The organism is Nocardioides salarius (assembly GCF_016907435.1).
In the GTDB taxonomy this organism is placed as follows: domain Bacteria; phylum Actinomycetota; class Actinomycetes; order Propionibacteriales; family Nocardioidaceae; genus Nocardioides; species Nocardioides salarius.
The window spans coordinates 3301406-3321713 of the sequence record NZ_JAFBBZ010000001.1 but is presented as its reverse complement, the minus strand read 5'-3'; the positions used below and the strand labels follow the sequence as shown (position 1 = coordinate 3321713).

At 72.0% G+C, this 20308-nt stretch carries 21 protein-coding genes; 7 read left to right on the top strand and 14 right to left on the bottom strand.

From position 1 onward, the window contains the following. Positions 1-354 precede the first annotated feature (354 nt). The 4 genes from JOE61_RS15975 to JOE61_RS15960 all read right to left on the bottom strand — a co-directional run bounded on the left by JOE61_RS15975 (position 355) and on the right by JOE61_RS15960 (position 4918). The gene (locus JOE61_RS15975; protein ID WP_193667145.1) at positions 355-1629 is read right to left on the bottom strand and encodes an HNH endonuclease signature motif containing protein; all 1275 of its coding nucleotides are present in this window, start codon (positions 1627-1629) and stop codon (positions 355-357) included. A 159-nt stretch (positions 1630-1788) separates the two neighbouring features. Next, complete coding sequence (locus tag JOE61_RS15970) at positions 1789-2853, bottom strand: 5'-3' exonuclease (RefSeq protein WP_193667144.1); 1065 nt, start codon at positions 2851-2853, stop codon at positions 1789-1791. Positions 2854-2889: 36 nt separating this feature from the next. Continuing rightward, positions 2890-4350, bottom strand: coding sequence for an LCP family protein (locus JOE61_RS15965; protein ID WP_193667143.1), 1461 nt, complete (start codon positions 4348-4350; stop codon positions 2890-2892). 61 nt (positions 4351-4411) lie between these two features. Beyond that, entirely contained in the window at positions 4412-4918 is a 507-nt protein-coding gene (locus tag JOE61_RS15960; RefSeq protein ID WP_193667142.1) for an acyl-CoA thioesterase, read from the bottom strand. Positions 4919-4941: 23 nt separating this feature from the next. On the opposite strand from JOE61_RS15960, the gene JOE61_RS15955 reads away from it, so the two are divergent. Both JOE61_RS15955 and JOE61_RS15950 read left to right on the top strand, forming a co-directional pair. Beyond that, positions 4942-6135: an LCP family protein gene (locus JOE61_RS15955; protein WP_193667141.1), complete on the top strand. Its 1194-nt coding sequence runs from the start codon at positions 4942-4944 to the stop codon at positions 6133-6135. Beyond that, positions 6132-7016 carry a crotonase/enoyl-CoA hydratase family protein gene (locus tag JOE61_RS15950; protein ID WP_193667140.1) on the top strand — a complete coding sequence of 295 codons (885 nt, stop codon included), beginning with the start codon at positions 6132-6134 and terminating at the stop codon, positions 7014-7016. The genes JOE61_RS15955 and JOE61_RS15950 overlap by 4 nt, the downstream gene beginning before the upstream one ends. Positions 7017-7032: 16 nt before the next feature. Here the strand turns inward: JOE61_RS15950 and JOE61_RS15945 are convergent, their stop codons facing one another. Next, positions 7033-7800, bottom strand: a complete 768-nt coding sequence (locus JOE61_RS15945) for a sigma-70 family RNA polymerase sigma factor (protein ID WP_193667139.1) — start codon at positions 7798-7800, stop codon at positions 7033-7035. A gap of 104 nt (positions 7801-7904) precedes the next feature. Continuing rightward, a complete protein-coding gene (locus JOE61_RS15940) occupies positions 7905-8450 on the bottom strand; it encodes a Dps family protein (protein ID WP_193667138.1) in 546 nt (181 codons plus the stop codon). Positions 8451-8538: 88 nt separating this feature from the next. On the opposite strand from JOE61_RS15940, the gene JOE61_RS15935 reads away from it, so the two are divergent. Beyond that, positions 8539-8964 carry a CoA-binding protein gene (locus tag JOE61_RS15935; protein ID WP_193667137.1) on the top strand — a complete coding sequence of 142 codons (426 nt, stop codon included), beginning with the start codon at positions 8539-8541 and terminating at the stop codon, positions 8962-8964. On the opposite strand, the gene JOE61_RS15930 is transcribed toward JOE61_RS15935, so the two are convergent. The 7 genes from JOE61_RS15930 to JOE61_RS15900 all read right to left on the bottom strand — a co-directional run bounded on the left by JOE61_RS15930 (position 8942) and on the right by JOE61_RS15900 (position 14751). After that, positions 8942-10102: a heparan-alpha-glucosaminide N-acetyltransferase domain-containing protein gene (locus JOE61_RS15930; protein WP_193667136.1), complete on the bottom strand. Its 1161-nt coding sequence runs from the start codon at positions 10100-10102 to the stop codon at positions 8942-8944. The two genes, JOE61_RS15935 and JOE61_RS15930, sit on opposite strands and share 23 nt — an antisense overlap. An 8-nt stretch (positions 10103-10110) precedes the next feature. Then, positions 10111-10641, bottom strand: coding sequence for a 5-(carboxyamino)imidazole ribonucleotide mutase (gene purE, locus JOE61_RS15925; protein WP_193667135.1), 531 nt, complete (start codon positions 10639-10641; stop codon positions 10111-10113). 1 nt (position 10642) lies between these two features. Continuing rightward, positions 10643-11833: a 5-(carboxyamino)imidazole ribonucleotide synthase gene (locus JOE61_RS15920; RefSeq protein ID WP_307823054.1), complete on the bottom strand. Its 1191-nt coding sequence runs from the start codon at positions 11831-11833 to the stop codon at positions 10643-10645. A 29-nt stretch (positions 11834-11862) separates the two neighbouring features. Then, a complete protein-coding gene (locus tag JOE61_RS15915) occupies positions 11863-12174 on the bottom strand; it encodes a winged helix-turn-helix domain-containing protein (RefSeq protein ID WP_193667134.1) in 312 nt (103 codons plus the stop codon). Between the two features lie 187 nt (positions 12175-12361). Continuing rightward, positions 12362-13381 (bottom strand): adenylate/guanylate cyclase domain-containing protein, encoded by a 1020-nt coding sequence (locus JOE61_RS15910; protein ID WP_193667133.1) that lies wholly within the window; start codon positions 13379-13381, stop codon positions 12362-12364. Continuing rightward, positions 13378-13881, bottom strand: a complete 504-nt coding sequence (locus JOE61_RS15905; protein ID WP_193667132.1) for a PH domain-containing protein — start codon at positions 13879-13881, stop codon at positions 13378-13380. Before JOE61_RS15905 ends, JOE61_RS15910 begins: the two co-directional genes overlap by 4 nt. 36 nt (positions 13882-13917) lie before the next feature. After that, a complete protein-coding gene (locus JOE61_RS15900) occupies positions 13918-14751 on the bottom strand; it encodes a biotin--[acetyl-CoA-carboxylase] ligase (protein WP_307823053.1) in 834 nt (277 codons plus the stop codon). Between the two features lie 69 nt (positions 14752-14820). Between JOE61_RS15900 and JOE61_RS15895 the strand changes: the two genes are divergently transcribed. The 4 genes from JOE61_RS15895 to JOE61_RS15880 all read left to right on the top strand — a co-directional run bounded on the left by JOE61_RS15895 (position 14821) and on the right by JOE61_RS15880 (position 18996). Further along, positions 14821-16440 carry an acyl-CoA carboxylase subunit beta gene (locus tag JOE61_RS15895; RefSeq protein WP_193667130.1) on the top strand — a complete coding sequence of 540 codons (1620 nt, stop codon included), beginning with the start codon at positions 14821-14823 and terminating at the stop codon, positions 16438-16440. Beyond that, positions 16440-16667: an acyl-CoA carboxylase epsilon subunit gene (locus tag JOE61_RS15890; RefSeq protein ID WP_193667129.1), complete on the top strand. Its 228-nt coding sequence runs from the start codon at positions 16440-16442 to the stop codon at positions 16665-16667. The genes JOE61_RS15895 and JOE61_RS15890 overlap by 1 nt, the downstream gene beginning before the upstream one ends. 113 nt (positions 16668-16780) lie before the next feature. Continuing rightward, entirely contained in the window at positions 16781-18265 is a 1485-nt protein-coding gene (locus JOE61_RS15885; RefSeq protein ID WP_193667128.1) for a glycosyltransferase family 2 protein, read from the top strand. Next, positions 18262-18996 carry a hypothetical protein gene (locus tag JOE61_RS15880; RefSeq protein ID WP_193667127.1) on the top strand — a complete coding sequence of 245 codons (735 nt, stop codon included), beginning with the start codon at positions 18262-18264 and terminating at the stop codon, positions 18994-18996. Before JOE61_RS15885 ends, JOE61_RS15880 begins: the two co-directional genes overlap by 4 nt. 250 nt (positions 18997-19246) lie before the next feature. On the opposite strand, the gene JOE61_RS15875 is transcribed toward JOE61_RS15880, so the two are convergent. Then, entirely contained in the window at positions 19247-20203 is a 957-nt protein-coding gene (locus JOE61_RS15875; protein ID WP_193667126.1) for a hypothetical protein, read from the bottom strand. Between the last annotated feature and the right edge of the window lie 105 nt (positions 20204-20308).

Here is a 20308-nt window from a genome sequence, read left to right as displayed (position 1 = left end):
CTCACCGGGTTTCGAGATGGTTGCTGCGCAACCTCCTCAACCAACGGCGGGCCGCCGTTGGTCGAGCAGCGAGGAGCGCCAGCGACGAGCGACGCCGAGACCCCGTGAGGACCGCGCTCGCCGTACGCCATGGGCTCACCGGGTTTCGAGACGGTTGCTGCGCAACCTCCTCAACCAACGGCGGGCCGCCGTTGGTCGAGCAGCGAGGAGCGCCAGCGACGAGCGACGCCGAGACCCAGTGAGTGGCCCGCCCGCCGCAACCACGCGCCGTACGCCATGGGCTCACCGGGTTTCGGCATCGCTCGAGCCTTCGGCCCTCGCTGCTCAACCAACGGCGCCAGGAGCGGAGTGCTCCTAGGTTCGTCGGTGGAAGGTGACCTGGTTGTCAGCCCCGACGTCGCTCTCGTACTCCGGGTCATGAATGCGGCGGTGGTGGTAGGGGCATAGGAGTCGTCCGCGGTCGAGGTCGGTGTGGCCGTGGCACGACCACGGGTCGTCGTGGTGGGCGTGACACATCGCCGGCGGGGCGTCACAGCCCTTCGCGGTGCAGCCACCGTCACGGATACCCATCGCGACCCGCTGGGCCGGGGTGAAGTACCGCTTCGCGCGGCCCACGTCGAGCGGCTGGCTCTTGCCGCCCAGCACCACGGGCACGACGCCGGCCTCGCAGGCCAGCCGCCTCGCGGTGGCGGCGCTGATCCGGTCACCGGTGTCGAGGGTGGCGGCCGCCAGGCCATCCTTGAGGGAGTCGAGGGTCATGGTCACCACGACGGTGGCGTTCACGCCACCTGCCTTGGGTAGTTCCTTGGGGTTGAGCCTTTCGATGAGCTCGACGAACGCGGCACCGAGCCGCTGCGCGGTGGGGCGGCGTGCCGGCACCGGCGCCTCGTCCTGCTCTTCGTGCTCGCCTTCATCGGTGGCGCGGTTGGCGATCTGGTGCTTGGGGGCGGCGAAGGCGAGCAGGGCCCGCTCCAGCATCTGGCCGGCCAGCAGCGGCACGGTGAAGGACCCCTTGATCCGGCCGTGGCCGTCCTCGCGCATCCGGAACACCGCCGACTTCTCGGCCTCGCGCTCCTCGCGGTCGAGCTGTTCGGCCTCCCACGCCTCAGCCACCTCCGGTGCCACGACCTCGAGGATGCGGCGGCCCAGCACCCGCAGTGCCTTCGCGTCGTGGACCTCCGCGAACGCCACCAGCGCCTTCGTCGCCTGCTCCAACACACCGGCGTCCAGGTCGTCGGGCAGCTCATCGAGCGCTGTGCAGATCGCCGAGGCCTGCTCCGCGATGACATCGCCACGCCCCAGTGCCTCCCGCACCAGGTCGTAGCGATCCAACCCCTCGGCCAGGCGGACCTGGCGGAACGACTCCCGCTTCGTCGACCGGGTCGCGTTGGAGTGCCACACCGCCACCGACGGCGACGCATTCGTCTCCGCCACCGCCACCGTCTCGGCGTGCGACAACAGCTGCGAGCGCACCTCCACCAACCGGGCCTCGGCCCGAGAGACCTCGACCAACGTCTGCGCGGTGGCCTCCTGGCTCATCGACCACACCGGCGTACCAGCCACGTCATCGAGGGCCGAGTGCACCCGCGCGACAGCACCGCCGATGGGGTGCGTCGCGGTGGTGGCCATGAGTGAAGTATCTCAGGACCCACCGACAAAGCACCAGGTCAGAAGCCGTTTTCCACAGGCAGATCGAAACTTTTTTCGAGACCGTCTCGAGGGTGCGAAAGCGACTGGTCGATGGTGCAGAACTGACCTGTCGGTGGTGCAAAACTGACTGCTCGGCCGTCAGAAGAGGGTGTCCTGGGAGAAGACGGGGGCCGTGGGGGGCGGGGGCGCGGGGAGGCGGGGCGGGCGGGGTGTGGGCGCGGCCCGCCAGCGGGGGTCGGCGTACGCCGTGTGCTCGCGCTCCGGCGCGCCGGGGACGGGCTCGGCGAGGGTCAGGGCCCGCACCGCGCCGTTGACGAAGAGGTCGTGGCGCCCGAAGACCGAGCGCACCGCCGCCTCGTCGAGGGGCAGGGCGCCGGGGGCGGGTGATCCGGGGTCGATCCCGACGTCGACGGTGCGCGCCATCGCCATCACCTCGCGGTTGAGCCAGAACCGCTCGCGGGCCTCGTCGGTGGCCAGGGTGCGGGTGCGGGCGGGGCCGACCGCGGCCCGGCAGCGCTCTCCCCCGGCGGCGGCGTCGGCGAGGGCGTCGGCGCCGGTGCCGAGCGCGGCGAGCAGCTTGGCGGCGGTCTTGGCCCCGAAGCCGGCGACCCCGGGCAGGTTGTCGGAGGCGTCGCCGCGCAGCGCGGCGAGGTCGAGGTACTGCTCGGGGCGCACCCCGGTGACCAGGAACAGCCGGGCGGGGTCGAGCAGCGGCGAGGCGTCGACCCCGCCGTTGAGGATGCGCAGCACCCGCGTGTGCTCGTCGACGAGCGCGAAGCTGTCGCGGTCGGAGGTGGCCAGCACGGTGCGCCACCCCGCGGTCGGCGCCTGGGCGGCGACGCTGGCCAGCACGTCGTCGGCCTCGAGCCCGGGCGGCACCACGACGGCGGCCCCCAGCTCGCGCAGCACCCCCACGACCGAGTCGAGCTGCTCGACCAGCGTCTCGGGCTTCTCGGTGCGGTGCGCCTTGTAGGTGGGCCACCGCTCGCGCCGCACGCTCGCCCCGGGATCGTCGAAGCCGACCACCACGGCGTCGGCCATGGCGCGGTCGACGGCCGCGACCAGCTGCGAGAGCAGCCCGCGCACCGCCCACGCGGGGCGCCCGGCGGCGTCGCGGAAGCCGCTGCGGGCGGAGGCGTGGAAGGCGCGGTGCAGCAACGAGTTGCCGTCGACGACCAGCACGGTGCCGGGATCAGGTGACATCACCCCCCAGGCTAGGCGGCGCCGCCGACCCCGCTCTCAGCAGGCGCCGGACAGGTCGCCGGCCTGGTTGGCGGCGTACCCCTCGGAGAGCGACCCGACGGAACCACCGGTGACCGCGGAGGTGGAGTCCGGCTTCGTCTTCGCCTTCGTCTTCGGCGCGGCGCTGCCCTCGGCCTTCTCGATGGCCGCGGCGACCTTGCGCTGGACCAGGTCGATGTCGGGGTCGGCGGTGTTGATCATCGGCGGCACCAGCGAGAGGCTCGACATCTTCTGCTCCTTGGCCTTCATCGCCAGCGACATGAAGCGGTCGAGCTCGGAGGCCGGCAGGTTGGTCGAGATCATCTCGGAGGAGGCCTGGGCGATCTTCTCGAAGTTCTGCAGCGCCGACTGCGGGCTGACCTGCTGCAGCATCGCGTTCATCACGCACTTCTGCCGCGCCATGCGCGAGTAGTCGTCGGAGCCCTCGCGGGCCCGGGCGTACCAGAGGGTCTCGAACCCGTCGAGCTGACGCGTGCCCGGCTCGATGTAGTCGTAGACGTCGGAGCCGAGGCCGCCGACGGGGATCGGCTGGCGCACCGTGAGGGTCACCCCGCCCACCGCGTCGACGAGGTCCTTGAAGCCCTGCAGGTTGACCATCGCCCAGTAGCTGACCTCGAGGCCGGTGATGCCCTCGACGGCCGAGACGGTCGCCTGCACGCCCGGGTCCTCCTCGGAGTCGCCGAACAGCTCGGCGTTGTCCTGCGCCCAGGTGCTGACGCCGTTGAGGTAGTCGGCGTCGAAGCCGTCGGGGAACTGCTCGGCCATCACCGACCCCTCCGCGAAGGGGAAGTCCTGCATGTTGCGCGGCAGCGAGACCAGCACGGTGCGACCCGTGGTCGCGTCGATCGAGGCCACGGTCAGGGAGTCGGGGCGCAGCCCCCAGCGCCCGGCCCCGGAGTCGCCGCCCATCAGCAGCACGTTGAAGCGTCCGTCGGCCGAGCCGGCGACCTCGCTGGAGCCGAACATCGTCACGATCAGGTCGCGCTGCACGCCCACCAGGTGGGCCCCGAAGAGCAGCGACCCGGCGACGCTGAGCGAGAGCACGCCGTTGACCCCGACGGCCGCGCGCCGGTGCGCCAGGCCCAGGCTCAGCGGCTGGCCCAGCCGCCAGGCGTCCATGAACAGCACCGCCCAGCCCACGGCGCCCGCGAGCAGCGCGGTGCGCACCACGAGCAGCAGCCAGGCCTTCGAGCCGAGCGTCACGGCTTTCTCGGGGTCGAGCAGCACCACGAGCCCGGTGAGCAGGGTGGTCGCCACGACGACCAGCCACACGCGCAGGGCCAGGCGGCCCACACGGCGGTTGCCGGCGGTGAGCTGGGCCGAGCCGGGCGCGACGAGCGTCATCGCCATCAGCGCCAGGGCGCGCCGGAAGCGCACCCGAGCAGCGCGGTCGGCGGCGCTGGTGCGTGCCGGGGCCTCCTGGCCGTCGAGCACCCGGGGGGAAGAGACGGGTGGCATCGAGAGTGCCTTCCTGCTGGGGCGGAACCTGTCGTCCCAGCAGTATCACCAGTCCCAGCCGTCACGAGGGAGCGCCGCGCCGACCCTCCTCGATCTCGCTCTTGCGGGCGAGGCGGTGCGCGCGCCGGATCTCGGCCTCGCGCCAGCGCCGCTCGTCGTCGGCGTCCTCGGGCAGCAGCCCCGGCACCTCGCGCGCGTGGCCCTCGGCGTCGACGGCGACGAAGACGAAGTACGCCGACGCCACGTGCAGCGACCCGACCGACGGGTCGTTCCACGGCTGGGTCTCCACCCGCACCCCGATCTCCATCGAGGAGCGCCCGGCCCAGTTGACCTGGGCGAGGGTGCGCACGATGTCGCCGACGTGCACCGGGCGCAGGAAGACCATCTCGTCGAGCGCCGCGGTCACGGCCGGTCCCCCGCTGTGGCGCTGCGCGACCGCACCCGCTGTCGAGTCGGCCAGCTTGACCACCTCGCCGCCGTGGATGTTGCCCAGCAGGTTGGCCTGGCTGCTCGAGGTCATCACCGACAACGAGACCCGGGCGAAGGACGAGGGGCGCGAGGGGGTCATGGCGGCACGGTAGCCTCCGGCGCATGGCACAGCGGCCCGGCAGCGGGGACGGCGACGAAGAGCGCTTCGACTGGTTGTACGGCGGCAAGGGATCGCCCCCGGAGCCCGACGCCACCCAGCGGATGCCGGTGCAACCGCGCCCGACCCCCTCCCAGCGACCGGCCCAGCCGCCCACCCAACGACCGGCCCAGCGACCGGCCCAGCCCCCGGCCCCACCGCCGACCCAGCACGGCGGCCGCGGCGGGCGCGGCTGGCGCCCCCGCCCGCGGCTGCGCCACCTCGCGCTGCTGCTGGTGGCCTGGATCGTCTTCCTCGTCGCGGTGCCGATCTACGCCTGGACCCGCGTCGACGACGTCGCCTTCGCGCCGGGCGGCGAGCGCCCCGACGAGCAGCCCGGCACGACGTACCTGCTGGTCGGCAGCGACTCGCGCGAGGGCCTGACCCCCGCGCAGCGCAAGGAGTTCGGCACGGGCAACGCGGCCGGGCAGCGCACCGACACGATCATGCTGCTGCACACCGGCGCCGGCCCCAACCTGCTGATGTCGATCCCGCGCGACTCGCTGGTCGAGGTGCCCGACCGCGGCACCACCAAGATCAACGCCGCCTACGCCTTCGGCGGCCCCAAGCTGCTGGTCAAGACCATCGAGCAGAACACCGGCATCCGCGTCGACGAGTACGTCGAGATCGGCATCGGGGGCTTCGTCGGCCTGGTCGACGCCGTGGGCGGCGTCGAGATCTGCCCCGAGAACGCGATGCAGGACCCGCTGGCCAACCTCGACGTCAAGGCCGGCTGCCAGGAGGCCGACGGCGTCACGGCCCTGGGCTACGCCCGCTCCCGCAAGACCTACACGGCCCTCGGCGACGTGCAGCGCGCCCAGGCCCAGCGCGAGGTGGTCTCCGCGGTCGGCGACAAGGTGCTCTCGCCCTGGTCGGTGCTCAACCCCGTGCGCTACTGGCGCCTCAACATGGCCGCCACCGACACCGTCGAGCTCGGCAAGGGCATGGCGCCCTGGCGCGCGGGCATGTGGGCGATGGCGATGACCCGCGTCAACGGCGAGAAGGGCCTGACCTGCGGGGTGCCGATCCAGGACCTCCAGGTCAACTGGGACCCCGAGCGCGCGCCGCAGATGTTCCAGGCGATCATCGACGACGACACCGACCGGATCGGGCAGGGCCTGTGCTCGCCGTCCGGACTGCCGAAGGGGACCACCGGATGAGCCAGACCAGCCACGACACGCTCGACATCACCACCGACGACGACGGTGTCGCCACCCTGACCCTGCACCGTCCCGACCAGCTCAACGCCTTCGACCTGACGATGGCCCGCGAGCTCGAGTCGGTCTTCCGCACCGAGCTGCGCAGCGACGACGTGCGCGCCGTCGTGGTCACCGGCGCCGGCCGGGCCTTCTGCGCCGGCATGGATCTCTCGGCCGAGGGCAACGTCTTCGGTCTCGACGAGTCGCTGCGCCCGACCCCCGAGGAGTTCCGCGCCGCCTACGACGAGGCGCCGTACGACGCCGGCGTGCGCGACACGGGCGGCAAGGTGACCCTGGCCGTGCACGCGCTGCCCAAGCCGGTCATCGCGGCGATCAACGGCCCCGCGGTCGGCATCGGCGCCACGATGACGCTGGCGATGGACCTGCGCCTGGCCTCGACGAAGGCCAAGATCGGCTTCGTCTTCGGTCGCCTGGGCATCGTGCCCGAGGCCGCGTCGAGCTGGTTCCTGCCGCGCATCGTCGGCATCCAGCAGGCGCTGGAGTGGGTCTACTCGGCCGAGGTCCTGACCGCCGAGCAGGCGCTCGAGGGGCGTCTCCTGCGCTCGGTGCACGAGCCCGACGACCTGGTGCCGGCGGCCCAGGAGCTCGCGCGCTCGTTCGTGCGCGACCGGTCGCCGGTGGCGCTGGGCCTGGCCAAGCAGATGCTCTACCGCAACAGCGCCCTGGCGCACCCGCTCGAGGCGCACCTCTCCGACTCGCTGGCGATGTACTGGACCTCGCTGGGCGACGGCAAGGAGGGCGTGGCGGCCTTCCGCGAGAAGCGCGCACCGCGGTTCCGCGGCAAGGCCTCGGCCCTGCCCCGCATCCACCCCCGCGGCTAGGTCCAGCCAGGCCCGACTAGGCGGCGGCGTCGGCGAGCTGTCGGCGCAGCCGCTCGAGCAGGGCGCCCAGCAGCCGCGAGACCTGCTCCTGGGAGAGCCCGACGGCCGCGCCGATCTCGCTCTGGGTGGCGTGCTCGAAGTAGCGCATCCGGACCATGGTCTGCTCGCGCTCGTCGAGGTCGCGCAGCAGCGGGGCGAGCGCGACGCGCGCCTCCGCGCTGGCGAAGGCCGGGTCGGGGCCGCCCATCGTGGCCGTGGCCGACGGCTGCCCCGGCTCGGCGCCCTCGTCGTCGAGGGAGACCGGCGAGAAGCAGCCGGCCGCGTTGAGGCAGTCGACGACCATCTGCAGCGGCACGTCGAGGGCCACCGCGATCTCCGAGCGCCGGGGAGCACGGCCGAGCTCCTGGCACAGCCGCGCCTCGGCGCGGGCGACCCGGGCCTGCATCTCCTGCACCGCCCGCGGCGGCCGCACGGCCCAGCCGGCGTCGCGGAAGTGGCGGCGCACCTCACCGCGGACCGTCGGCACCGCGAAGCCGAGGAAGTCCTCGCCGAGGGTGGGGTCGAAGCCGCGCACCGCCTTGACGAGCCCGAGGCTGGCCACCTGGTCGAGGTCGTCGTCGGCGATCCCCCGGCCCCGGTAGCGCCGGGCGATCTCCAGGGCCACCGGCAGGTTGAGGCGCACGACCTGGTTCTCGTAGTCCTCGCGGACCCCGCCCTGGCTCACCCGCGCCCGCAGCAGCAGACGCGCCGTCTCGACGCGCCGTCGGGAGTCGCCCACGCCCATGCGCCGATCGTGGCAGAGCCACCCAGGTCACCGCAGCAGGACCGCGAAATGCACAGGACGCCCGCACCCACGAGGGGCACGGGCGTCCGGCGGGACGACGAGGCTCAGCCGGCCGACTGCGCGGCGTCCTTCTCCGACGACGCGCCCTCGGTGGACAGGGAGCCGCCCTTGTCCTCGAGGTGGGCGCGGATGAACCAGTGGAACAACTCGAGCTTGTCGGTCTGCGAGATGAACATGTCCTCGGTGACCGGGTCGAGGTCGCCGAGCTCGGTGATGCCGGAGCGGTAGCTGCTGATCACGCCCTGGTAGACCAGGTCGAGCGCGCCGAGGTGCTCCTGGGTGGTGCCGCGGCCCAGGGAGTACTCCTCCCAGCTGCGGTTGTCGACGATCGAGCCCGGGGTGCCCTTGGGCGAGCCGCCCATGGTGGCGATCCGCTCGGCGAGGTCGTCGGCGAAGCCGCGCACGGCCTCGACCTGGGGGTCGATCATCTCGTGCACGGCGATGAAGTGCGGGCCCACGACGTTCCAGTGCACGTGCTTGAGGGTCAGGTGCAGGTCGTTGGCGGCGTGCAGCCTGTCCTGCAGGAGCGTGATGACGCGCTCCGCGTCGGCGTCGGTCATGCCGGGGACGGTGTACTTGATGTTGGCCATGGGCCCGAACCTAGCCCGCCCGCCGGGGGCACCCACCACCCCTGGGGATGGGCGTCCCTGCTGTCGGGGGCGACCTAGGCTCGGGTGCATGAGTCGCGGCTGGCAGGACCCCGCCTGGGTGGAGATGATGCTCGAGGAGTGCTCGACCTGGGCGGTGGTGGGCCTGTCCGGCGACCCGAGCCGCACGGCGTACTCGATCGCCTCGCTGCTGCAGGAGCGCGGCAAGCGGATCGTCCCGGTGCACCCCGCGGCCGCCCGGCCGGGCGGCCTGGAGGTGCTCGGCGAGCGCGCGTTCGCCTCCCTGTCCGACATCGACGTGCCCGTCGACGTCGTCGACGTCTTCCGCCGCTCCGAGGCCGCCGGGCCGTTCGCCGACGAGGCGGTGCGCATCGGTGCTCGCGGGGTGTGGTTCCAGCTCGGCGTGGTCGACGAGGCCGCCTTCGAGCGCACCACGGCGGCCGGGGTGCCGATGGTCATGGACACCTGCCCGGCTATCGAGTGGCGCCGGCGCTGAGCCGCGCCACCACCGCCTCCAGCGGCCCGCGCCGCCCCGTCGCCACCAGCAGCGCGCCGAGACCCAGCACCACGACGTACTGCACGGCGGTGCCGTCGGAGGACTCCGAGGGCCACACCGCCTCGGTGGTCATCAGCACGTGCAGGGTGTACAGGCTCAGCGTGGCCGCGCCCGCCCCCGCCGCCACCGCCACGCCGTCGACCGCGGGGCCCGGCAGCAGCCGCACCAGCAGCAGGCACAGCGCGACCACGAGGACGGCGCTGCCGATGGTCTGGGCCAGGTCGAAGGGCGTGGTCGAGTGCGGCGCCACCACGAGCAGCCACTGCCAGGGCCCCTCGACCGGGGTCTGCCCGAAGAGCCCGCCCTCGACCTGGTCGCGCAGCCGCGACGCGGCGACCTCGGGCCCCCGGCGCGCGGTGACGCCGGGCACCAGCGCGGAGAGCACGTCCTCGCGCTCGGTCAGGCGGTGCGAGAGCCAGGTCGTCGCGACGGCCACCGCGCCCCCGGCCGCTGCCAGCGCCACGAGCGTACGGCGGCGCAGCGCCGCGAGGTCGAGGCGCCCGAGCGCCATCCCTGCCAGCAGGTAGGCGAACCACGAGGCCATCGGGTAGTAGCCGGTGAACAGCAGCTCCGAGAGCAGCCGGCCGGGCTCGGCCAGCTGCTCGAACGAGGGGCTCGCGAAGCCCCGCGGCGCCAGCTCGGGCCGCAGCACCTGCGCCACCGCCGGGCCCAGCACCACCCACACCGCGGCCAGCACCGCGAGCGTGCGCGCCTGCAGGCCCAGCACGAGCAGGCCCAGCAGCAGGAGCAGGCCGTAGTGGGTCAGGATCACCGCGATCCCCGAGTCGACCTCGCCCAGGGCCAGGCCCACCAGCGCCACCAGGAGGGCGCGCACCGCCAGCCCGGCCGAGCGGCGGGCCCGCGCCCGACCGCGCAGCGGCCGGGTCCGGCCCGACAGCAGTGCCAGGCTGACCCCGGCGAGCAGGGCGAAGAGCGCCGAGGCGCGGCCCGAGAAGAGCCACGCCGACGCGCTCAGCGACCCGTCGGGGTCGCGCTGGTCGAGCAGGTGGGTGGCCATCATGGCCAGCAGGGCCAGGCAGCGCGCCAGGTCGATCCCGACCAGGCGGCCCGGCCGCACCACCTCGGTCAGAACCCGACCCGCGGCGCGCGGCGCCCGGCCTCGCGGCGCACGACCTCGCCCTTGGCGTGCGCGGCCTCGCGCAGCGTCTCCTGGAAGGCGACCATCCGCTCCTGCAGCGCCGGGTCGGTGGCGGCCAGCACCCGCACGGCCAGCAGGCCCGCGTTGCGCGCCCCGCCGACGGCCACCGTGGCCACCGGGACGCCCGCCGGCATCTGGACGATGGAGAGCAGGGAGTCCATGCCGTCGAGGTAGGCCAGCGGCACCGGGACCCCGATCACCGGCAGCGGGGTGACCGCGGCCAGCATGCCCGGCAGGTGGGCGGCTCCCCCGGCTCCGGCGATGATCACCGAGAGACCGCGGCCGGCAGCGTCGCGGCCGTAGTCGATCATCTCCTGCGGCATCCGGTGCGCGGAGACGACGTCGGCCTCGTGCGGCACCCCGAACTCCTCCAGGGCCTCGGCGGCCGCCCGCATCACGGGCCAGTCGGAGTCGGAGCCCATCACGATGCCCACGCGGGGGGTCTGGGAGTCGGTCATCTCACTCGCTCTCGTCGCCGAGGTCGCCGCGGAACCACGCGGCGGCGTGCCGCGCGCGCTCCAGGCAGTCCTCGAGGTCGTCGCCGTAGGCGTTGACGTGGCCGACCTTGCGACCGGGTCGCAGGTCCTTGCCGTACAGGTGCACGCGCAGGAGGGGGTCGCGGGCCATCGCGTGCGGGAAGCCGTCGTAGAGGTGGCCCACGTCGGCGCGCTCGCCGCCGAGGATGTTGACCATCACCGTCCACCGGGCCCGCGGCGCCGGTGAGCCGAGCGGCAGGTCCATGACCGCGCGCAGGTGGTTCTCGAACTGCGAGGTGACCGCACCGTCCTGGGTCCAGTGGCCGGTGTTGTGGGGCCGCATGGCGAGCTCGTTGACCAGGATCCGCCCGTCGGTGGTCTCGAACAGCTCCACGGCCAGCACCCCGGTCACGCCGAGCTCGCCGGCCACGCGCAGCGCGATCGACTGCGCCTGCCCCGCGAGGTCCTCGTCGAGGTCGGGGGCGGGCGCCACCACCTCGTGGCAGATCCCGTCGAGCTGGGTGGAGGCCACCACGGGGTACGCCGCCGCCTGGCCGCTGGGAGAGCGGGCCACGAGCGCCGACAGCTCGCGCCGGAAGTCGACGAGCTCCTCGGCGAGCAGGCGGACGCCGGTCTCGGCGGCGGTGCGCAGCGGCTCGGCGCACTCGTCGGCGCTGCGCACGACCCACACGCCCTTGCCGTCGTAGCCGCCGCGCGTGGTCTTGAGCACGCACGGGAAGCCGAAGGCCTCGACGTCGGCGACGTCGGCGACCACCGCGTGGCGCGGGCACGGCACGCCGAGGGCGGTGAGCCGCTCGCGCATCACCGCCTTGTCCTGGGCGTGCACCAGGGCGTCGGGCCCGGGTCGCACCGCGATCCCGTCGGCCTCGAGGGCGTGCAGGTGCTCGGTGGGCACGTGCTCGTGGTCGAAGGTCACCACCGCGCACCCCTCGGTGACGCGTCGCAGCGTCTCGAGGTCGCGGTGGTCGCCGATCTGGTGGTCCACCACGACCTGCGCGGCCGAGACGCCGGGCGCCTCGGCGAGCAGCCGCAGCGGGAGGCCGAGGGCGATCGCCGGCTGGGCCATCATCCGGGCCAGCTGTCCCCCGCCGATGACGGCCAGGGTCGGAGCGGACGCGGACGTGGCGGGCGTGGACACGGCTGGCTCGGGCACGGCGCCAGCCTAGGACCTGGTCGGGTGGCTCAGGCGGCGGGGCCGACCTTCTCGAAGCGCAGGCCCTTGCCGCGGATCGTGGTGATCAGGTGCGGGTTGCGGCTGTCGTCGCCCAGCTTGCGGCGCACCCAGCCGAGGTGCACGTCGATGGTCTTCGAGCTCGTCCAGAAGGACGTGTGCCACACGTCGCGCATCAGCTCCTCACGGGTCACGATGTCGCCGGCGCGGGCGATGAGGGCGTGCACGAGGTCGAACTCCTTGCGAGACAGGGCGATCTCGTCGCCTGCGCGCCAGGCTCGTCGGGTGTCGGGGTCGAGGCTGATCTCCTGGACATTGATCATGCACCGATCCTAGGAAGGGCGGAGACCGGTCGGTAGTAAATGGGAGAAAATGTCACTGGCATTTTCATGACAATCGCCACGCCGACGAACCTTTACCCCCGCTCGGCGCGGCAGGTAAAGGACACGGGGCGTCGCACAAGCCCTCGAGATGCACAGATCGGTAACAGACCCGGGGCCCGGGCCGGCCTCAGTGCCGGCGTACGGCGACGGGCTCGACGATGCCGAAGCCGCGCACCGGCCGCGCCGCCATCCGGCGGGTCTCGAACTGGTCCTCGGGCAGCAGCCGCGAGGTCGCCTCGTCGGTGATGATCCGGTTGCGTCGCGCGACGTTGGTCAGCCGCGCGGCCATGTTGACCGGCGGGCCGAAGACGTCGCCGAGCCGCAGCACCACCGAGCCGCTGGCCAGGCCGACGCGCACGTCGGGCATCCGCGGGTCGCGACCGATCACGTTGATGATCCCCTCGGCGGTGTCGTAGGCGCCCAGGGGGTCGTCGTTCACGAAGAGCACGGAGTCGCCGATGCTCTTGATGACCCGGCCGCGCTGGGCGGCCACGACGTCGGCGCAGCGCATCTCGAACAGCTCGACGAGGTCGCCGATGCGCTCCTCGGTGAGGGTGTTGGACAAGGCGGTGAACCCGACGATGTCGGCGAAGCCGACGGTGAGCTCGACGGTGTGCAGGTCCTCGTCGTCGGCGGCCAGCGCCTCGATGCGGGCGGCGGCCGCGGCGAGGTGGCGGCGCCAGGCGTAGATCAGCAGCTCCTCGAAGGGCTCGCTGAGCTCCTCGACGAGCTGGAGGGCCGAGCCCACCCTCGATCCGGGCACCCCGCCCTCGGCACCCTCGGCACCCGCAGCCCCGGTCTCGTGCAGCTGCTCGACGCGCTGGACCAGCGCGGTGACCTCCCACTCGGCGAGGCGGGCCATGGTCTGGCCCAGGGCCCGGGTCATGTTGACCGCCAGGTCGTCGTCGAGCACGCCCCCCGCCATCACCCCCAGCAGGGTCGAGATGGCCTGCGCGTCGGAGGGCAGGTAGGCCACGACGTCGTCCGCGTGCTCGGGGAAACCCAGGGCCCGCCACAGCCGCTTGGCCTGCTCGGTGCTGATCTCGGCGGAGCGCGCGAGCTCGGTGCCGCTGAGCGAGGGACGCTCGCGCAGGATGGCGCTCTCGAGGTCGGTGTGGGTGACCCGGACCCTGCTCTCGTCGCTCACGCGCGCTCGTCCCGACCGGACTCGTGGTGCAGCAGCACCTGCAGGCGGCGCTGGACCTCCTCGACACGCGGGATGTCGGGCAGCACGACCTGGCCGTGGGTGCTCGCGTCGCTGATCACCAGCGTGCCGCAGCCCAGCAGCCGGTCGGTCAGGTGCAGCTCGACGGCCACGTCGCTGACCCGGCCCAGACCGATGTCGTGGCCGCGGCGGGTCAGCACACCGGTGCGCGTGATGAGCCGGCGGTCGGTGAAGGTGTAGTGGCCGGTCCACCACTCCAGGAACGGCCACACGGTGAAGCGCAGGACGCCCAGCCCGACGACGACCCACACGACCCACGCCACGACGCGTCCGCCGTCACCGGAGGTGCGGGTCTCGACGACGGCTCCCAGGGCGAGCAGCAGCACGAGGACCAGCAGCGGCAGCAGCAGCGCCTTGGGGTGGGTGCGGGTCGAGACGACGACGCTCTCTCCGGGGTTGAGCAGCTTGCGGTTGATCGGCACGACCCCGATCCTCTCACCCGGAGTGACGCACGTCGCTCACGCCGGACGCACGTGCACGACGTCGCCGGCCGAGAGGGCCACCGCGGCGCCCCCGCCGGCCTGCTCCGCGGGCTCGACGAGCAGCCTGCCGTGGCGGTCGACCCCGACCGCGGTGCCCACCAGCGCGTCGGCCCCCGGCAGCTCGACGCGCACCTGCCGACCGAGCGTCACGCACGCGTCGGCGTACGCCGCCCGCAACCGGTCGGCGGCGGCGTCACCGCCCTCCTGCCAGTCGTCGTAGGCGGCGCGCAGGGTCTCGAGCAGCGTCACGAGGAGGAGGCCGCGCGCGGGCAGGTCGACGCCCCGCTCCTCGGCCTCGACCAGCAGCGAGGTGGCGGTCGGCACCGGCAGCAGGTCGGCGGGCAGCCGCACGTTGAGGCCGATGCCCAGCACGGCGGCCGGGCCGGTGGGCGTCTCGACCCGCTCGACGAGGATGCCGGCGACCTTGCGGTCGTCGACCAGCACGTCGTTGGGCCACTTGACCCCGGCGGGGAAGGCGTGCGAGCGGAGCGCGCCGGCCACGGCGTGGCCGGTGAGCAGCGGCAGCCACGGCCACTGCTCGGCGGGCACCCGTGGGCGCAGCAGCAGCGAGAACGTCAGGGCCGAGCGCGCGGGCGTGGTCCACGCGCGGTCGAGGCGTCCGCGACCGGCGGTCTGGTGCTCGGTGACGACGACCAGGCCCTCGGGCGCCCCCTCACGGGCGCGCCCGGCGACCAGCGCGTTGGTCGAGGGCGACTCCTCGACCACCTCGACGCTCAGCCCGGGCACCTGCAGGCGGGTGGTGTCAAGGGGCTCGTCGAGGGGTGGGCGCCGGGGCGCGGTGTCGGGCACGGGCACTACATTGACGCACGAGCAGACGCGAGGGCCAGACGGACGGGCCCAGTCAGGAGGCCGGAACACGTGAGCGCACAGCCAGGCGAGGGCACCGACGTCCCGCAGGACATCGACCTGCACACCACGGCGGGCAAGCTCGCCGACCTGGACCGGAGGCTGGACGAGGCTGTCCACGCCGGGTCCGCGAAGGCGGTCGAGAAGCAGCACGCCAAGGGACGCAAGACGGCCCGCGAGCGCATCGAGATGCTCTTCGACGAGGGCAGCTTCGTCGAGCTCGACGAGCTGGCGCGGCACCGCTCCACGGCGTTCGGGCTGGAGAAGAACCGCCCCTACGGCGACGGCGTGGTGACCGGCTACGGCACCATCGACGGGCGCCAGGTGTGCGTGTTCAGCCAGGACTTCACGGTCTTCGGCGGCTCGCTCGGCGAGGTCTACGGCGAGAAGATCACCAAGGTGATGGACCTGGCCATCCGGACCGGCTGCCCGATCATCGGCATCAACGAGGGTGCCGGCGCGCGCATCCAGGAGGGTGTCGTCTCGCTCGGGCTCTACGGCGAGATCTTCCGCCGCAACGTGCACGCCTCCGGGGTCATCCCGCAGATCTCGATGATCATGGGCAACTGCGCCGGCGGGCACGTCTACTCCCCCGCCGTCACCGACTTCACCGTCATGGTCGACCAGACCTCGGCGATGTTCATCACCGGTCCCGACGTCATCAAGACCGTCACCGGCGAGGACGTCTCGATGGAGGACCTCGGCGGTGCGCGCACGCACAACACCAAGTCGGGCAACGCCCACTACATGGGCACCGACGAGGAGGACGCGATCGAGTACGTCAAGGCGCTGCTCTCCTACCTGCCCCAGAACAACCTCGACGAGCCGGTCGTCTACGACGAGCCCGCCGCGCTGGAGATCAGCGACGAGGACCGCGCCCTCGACACGATCATCCCCGACGGGGCGAACCAGCCCTACGACATGCACGACGTGATCGGCTCGGTCGTCGACGACGGCGAGTTCCTGGAGGTCCAGGAGCTCTTCGCGCCCAACATCATCATCGGCTACGGCCGCGTCGAGGGCCGTCCGGTCGGCGTGGTGGCCAACCAGCCGATGCAGTTCGCCGGCACGCTCGACATCGACGCCAGCGAGAAGGCGGCGCGCTTCGTGCGCTTCTGCGACGCCTTCAACATCCCGGTGCTCACCTTCGTCGACGTGCCCGGCTTCCTGCCCGGCACCGACCAGGAGTGGAACGGCATCATCCGGCGCGGCGCGAAGCTCATCTACGCCTACTCCGAGGCCACCGTCCCGCTGGTCACCATCATCACCCGCAAGGCCTACGGCGGCGCCTACGACGTGATGGGCTCCAAGCACCTCGGTGCCGACATCAACGTCGCCTGGCCCACCGCGCAGATCGCGGTGATGGGCGCGCAGGGTGCGGCCAACATCGTGCACCGCAAGACGCTGGCGCAGGTCGAGGCCGAGGGCGGCGACGTCGAGGCGCGTCGCGCCGAGCTCATCGACGAGTACGAGACCACCCTGGCCAACCCCTACATCGCGGCCGAGCGGGGCTACATCGACGCGGTCATCCAGCCCCACGAGACCCGCACCGAGGTGGTCCGCGCGCTGCGGCTGCTGCGCTCCAAGCGCGCCAGCCTGCCGCCGAAGAAGCACGGGAACATCCCGCTCTGATGGCCGCCCCGACCCCCGACGAGCAGCCGGCCCGTCCGGCGCTGCGCATCCTCGACGCCTCCGCTACGCCGGAGGAGGTGGCGGCCGTGGTCGCCGTCCTCTCCGCGATGGGCGGGGGCGACGCGGCGCCGCGCCCGCGCCGGCCCGAGTGGTCGTCGCCGGCGCGCGGCGTACGCCGCCCGCTGTCGCACGGCCCGGGCGCCTGGCGCGCCAGCGCGCTGCCTTGAGGAACTGACAAGCCAATCTTTCGTCAAACCCGGGGATGCCTTGAGGTCGGCACGCGAGACTTCAAGCCACGACGCCGGCCCAGCCAGGGCCACGGACGACGGAAGATGAGCAGATGAGCGACGACCTCCGAGCCGACCAGCGGCTCGCGAACGACCTCAGCGCCCCCAGCGGCTTCGTCCAGCGCCCCGATCCTGCGCTGGAGGCCTACGCCGAGGACTTCCTCGACGGCCTCGACGCCATCCCCACGGTGCAGGCCACCGTGGGCTGCATCATCCCCGCCTACAACGAGGCCGAGACGATCGCGGGCGTCCTGGACTCCCTGCTGCAGCAGACCCGCCTGCCCGACGTCGTGCACCTGATCGTCAACAACACCAGCGACGAGTCGGTCGAGATCGCCAGCCACTACGCCGGCCCGCACACCCGGATGACGCCCACCGGTGAGCAGAGCACCGTCATCTACGTGCACGACATCGGCAAGAACCCCGACAAGAAGGTCGGCGCCCTCAACTACGGCTACTCGCTCGTCGAGCACATGGACTACCTGCTGGGCGTCGACGGTGACACCACGCCCGAGCCCGACGCCATCCAGCACCTGGTCGACGAGATCTCCAGCGACGACCGCATCGGCGGCATCTCGGCCATCTACTCCATCGACGACTCCGCCCTCGAGGGCGTGATGTCGAAGTTCCTCATCGCCGGCCAGCGCGCGCAGTTCTCGGCCTTCAACATGCAGAACCTGCTCAAGGGTCGCAACATGGCGGTGCTGGGCGGGCAGTTCTCCATCTTCTCCACCCAGGCGCTGCGCGACGTGATGCGCGACAGCCACCAGCGCACGCCGTGGGTCAGCGACTCCGAGGTGGAGGACTCGCTGCTCTCGCTGCAGATCAAGTCCGCCGGCTACCTGACCAAGATCTCGGCGCGCGCTCGCGCCCACGTCGGCGGGATGACCACCCTGCGCTCGCTCGACGCCCAGCAGGTGAAGTGGAACTTCGGCGCCATCGACCTGATGTGGCCCGGCCAGCGCGGCGACACGAAGGGCCAGCCCTTCCACCCCAACCTGCGGCTGCGCTGGTTCGAGCACATGTCGATGGTCATCAACATGACCACTCGTTTCCTGTTCATCGTGCTGCTGATGTGGTCGTTGCAGCTCGACGCCTTCGTGTTCAGCCCCCTGTGGCTGATCCCGCCGGTGGCCGCGGTGTGGCTGAACTTCCGGGTCGCGCACTCGATGCAGTTCCGCAACCGTCGCGACTACCTGTTCGTGCTGCTGGTCTTCCCGGCCGAGCTCTACATGATGACCCGGATGGGCCACTTCGTGCGGGCCTGGCTGAAGTTCTTCTCCAAGCAGCAGACCGACAACTGGGCGGCCCAGGCCAAGGCCGAGCGCGGCAAGGGCGTGGCCTGGACCTACCCCTTCCTCGTCGTGGGGGTGCTCCTGGTCGGCCTGTTCGTCGGCTGGGTCTACGGCCCGCTCGACATCGACCAGAAGTCCGACGTGCTGGCCATCGGCTGGCCCGTCCTGGGCATCATCACCGTCCTGCAGACCGCGTGGATGATCATCAAGGCCAGCAGGCGCTACCGGGGGTTCAAGGCATGAGCAGGCACCACGTCGACAGGACCCGTCACCGCCTGGGCCTGCTCGGGGCGGCTCTCGCGCTCAGCCTGGGGCTGAGCTCGTGCTCGCTGCTCGACCGCGGCTCCGAGCCGGTGGAGGCCGAGACGCCCAGCGCCAGCGCGACCGCCGACCTCTACGACTCGCAGTTCACCCGCGACGGCACCTTCCAGAGCCACATCTCCGTCGACGGCGTCAAGGGTGTCGACTTCGTCTACACCCTCTACCCCACCAAGTCGACGCCGCGCACCAACGAGTGGTACCCGCGCGGCGCGAAGTTCTTCTCCTTCACCTTCCAGGCCTACGACCTCACCAAGAAGCTGCGCGACCCGTTCGCCACCAAGCGGAAGGTCTACCTCGACCGCATCAAGGTCACCTCGCGCACCATCACCAGCGACGGCGGCAAGACCCAGCGGCCCTACGAGCTCGACGCCTCGGCACGCACCATCACCTTCGACCCGCAGCCCGTGAGCACCAAGTACGGCATGCTCATCACCTCGCCCAAGGGCGCCTTCGAGCTGCGCAACCAGAAGATCAAGGGCACCTCGCTCGACACCCGCGGCATCGAGCTCACCTTCACCGCCAAGGTCTCGATCCAGGAGCGGCCGGGCAGCAGCAGCTTCGTGCAGCGCACGGTCAAGCAGACCGTGCCGATCGCGATCTTCGAGTCCGAGAAGAAGACCGAGAAGGCCAAGATCCCCGTCAACGCCAACTAGGCGTCCCTTCCGCTGGCTACGTCTCGACGAGACCCGGCCGACCCTGGTCCTCGCCCGGCGTCCATGGAAGTGGACGCGATGCCCGCTGGGGCGGCCGCCAGACCGCCGGCGCCTTCGGCCGTTCGTCTTCCCGGAGGACACGGAGCGCGTCATCGCCGAGAGGGAACAGATCACCTCGTTCCCCCTGACGCACCGCGCCCCGCATCAGCTCGGTCGCGCTGCCTGTGGCAGCTGAGCGCGCGTCGTGTGGTCAGGACGTGCCGTCCGCCCTGCTACCGATCGGGTGATTCACCGCGCCCGGAGACAGCTCGCTGGTGCTGGCTTCGCCTTCACGCCGCACGGGGACGACCTGGAGCAACGTGGTGGCGAGCAGAACCACGTCCTCCGCCACATCCAGAAGTGTCGTCTCGGTACGAACGCCAGTCACGAAGAGCAGCCCGCCGAGCCAGACGACGGCTACTTGAATGGTGGCGATGATCGTGCGGTGTCTGTACTCCGACATTGCCCACATGCCAGCAAAGAGGGCTGTCATGACCCCGGCGATGCCCACGAAGCCCGCGACCGGCATGTCCGCCGCACTCGACCTCTCGCCAAGGCGGCCAGGATCGTTCAGCAACGCGACAGCCATCAAAGCGACTACCGGTGCGGCCAACACGTAGCGCCCGAGCCGAGTCCAGGTGCGCCGCGACTTCGTGCTCGGCGCCGGCGCCCTGGCCGATGGGCTGGCACCTGGGCTCTCCTGCGGCGCAGCAGACCTCTTGTCGTCGGGACTGTCCCCGTCCTCGGGAAGTGGGTCTGGTCTCCGAAAGAGGTGCAGACGCGGGTCCTGACGCTTCGCGGCGTAGAAGACGACCAGAGCGCCGACGAGGAAGACAAGCCCCGCGGCCAGCCAGGCCAGCCAACTTGGACCTCCCACAAGCCTGCGCACGAGGTCGCCTGCGATGAACACGCCCAGGTTGCCGAGCAGGAGGAGGCGAGAGGCAGCCCGGTTCGGCTCACGGCGACGCACGTCCGGATCAGCTCGCCAGCGACGAACTCCCCACCACGTCACGGCGCCGAACACGGCAGGGAGCCCGAGACCGATGGCCATGATCCCGGCGGTCCTTGCGTGGTCGTCACCGCGCGCGATCGACAAGACCGCCAGCGGAAGCATGAGCAGCACCAGCAGTGCCGAGCACACGATCACGACGATGACGCGTGCGCGCATCTGCTTGGACAGTGGTGGGTGTCCCACGGCTCTCCTCCAGGGTCGGCATCGCGAAGCCCTTACCCTGCGCAAGCGAACCTAACCCACCCGCGAGCGCCAGTCCCG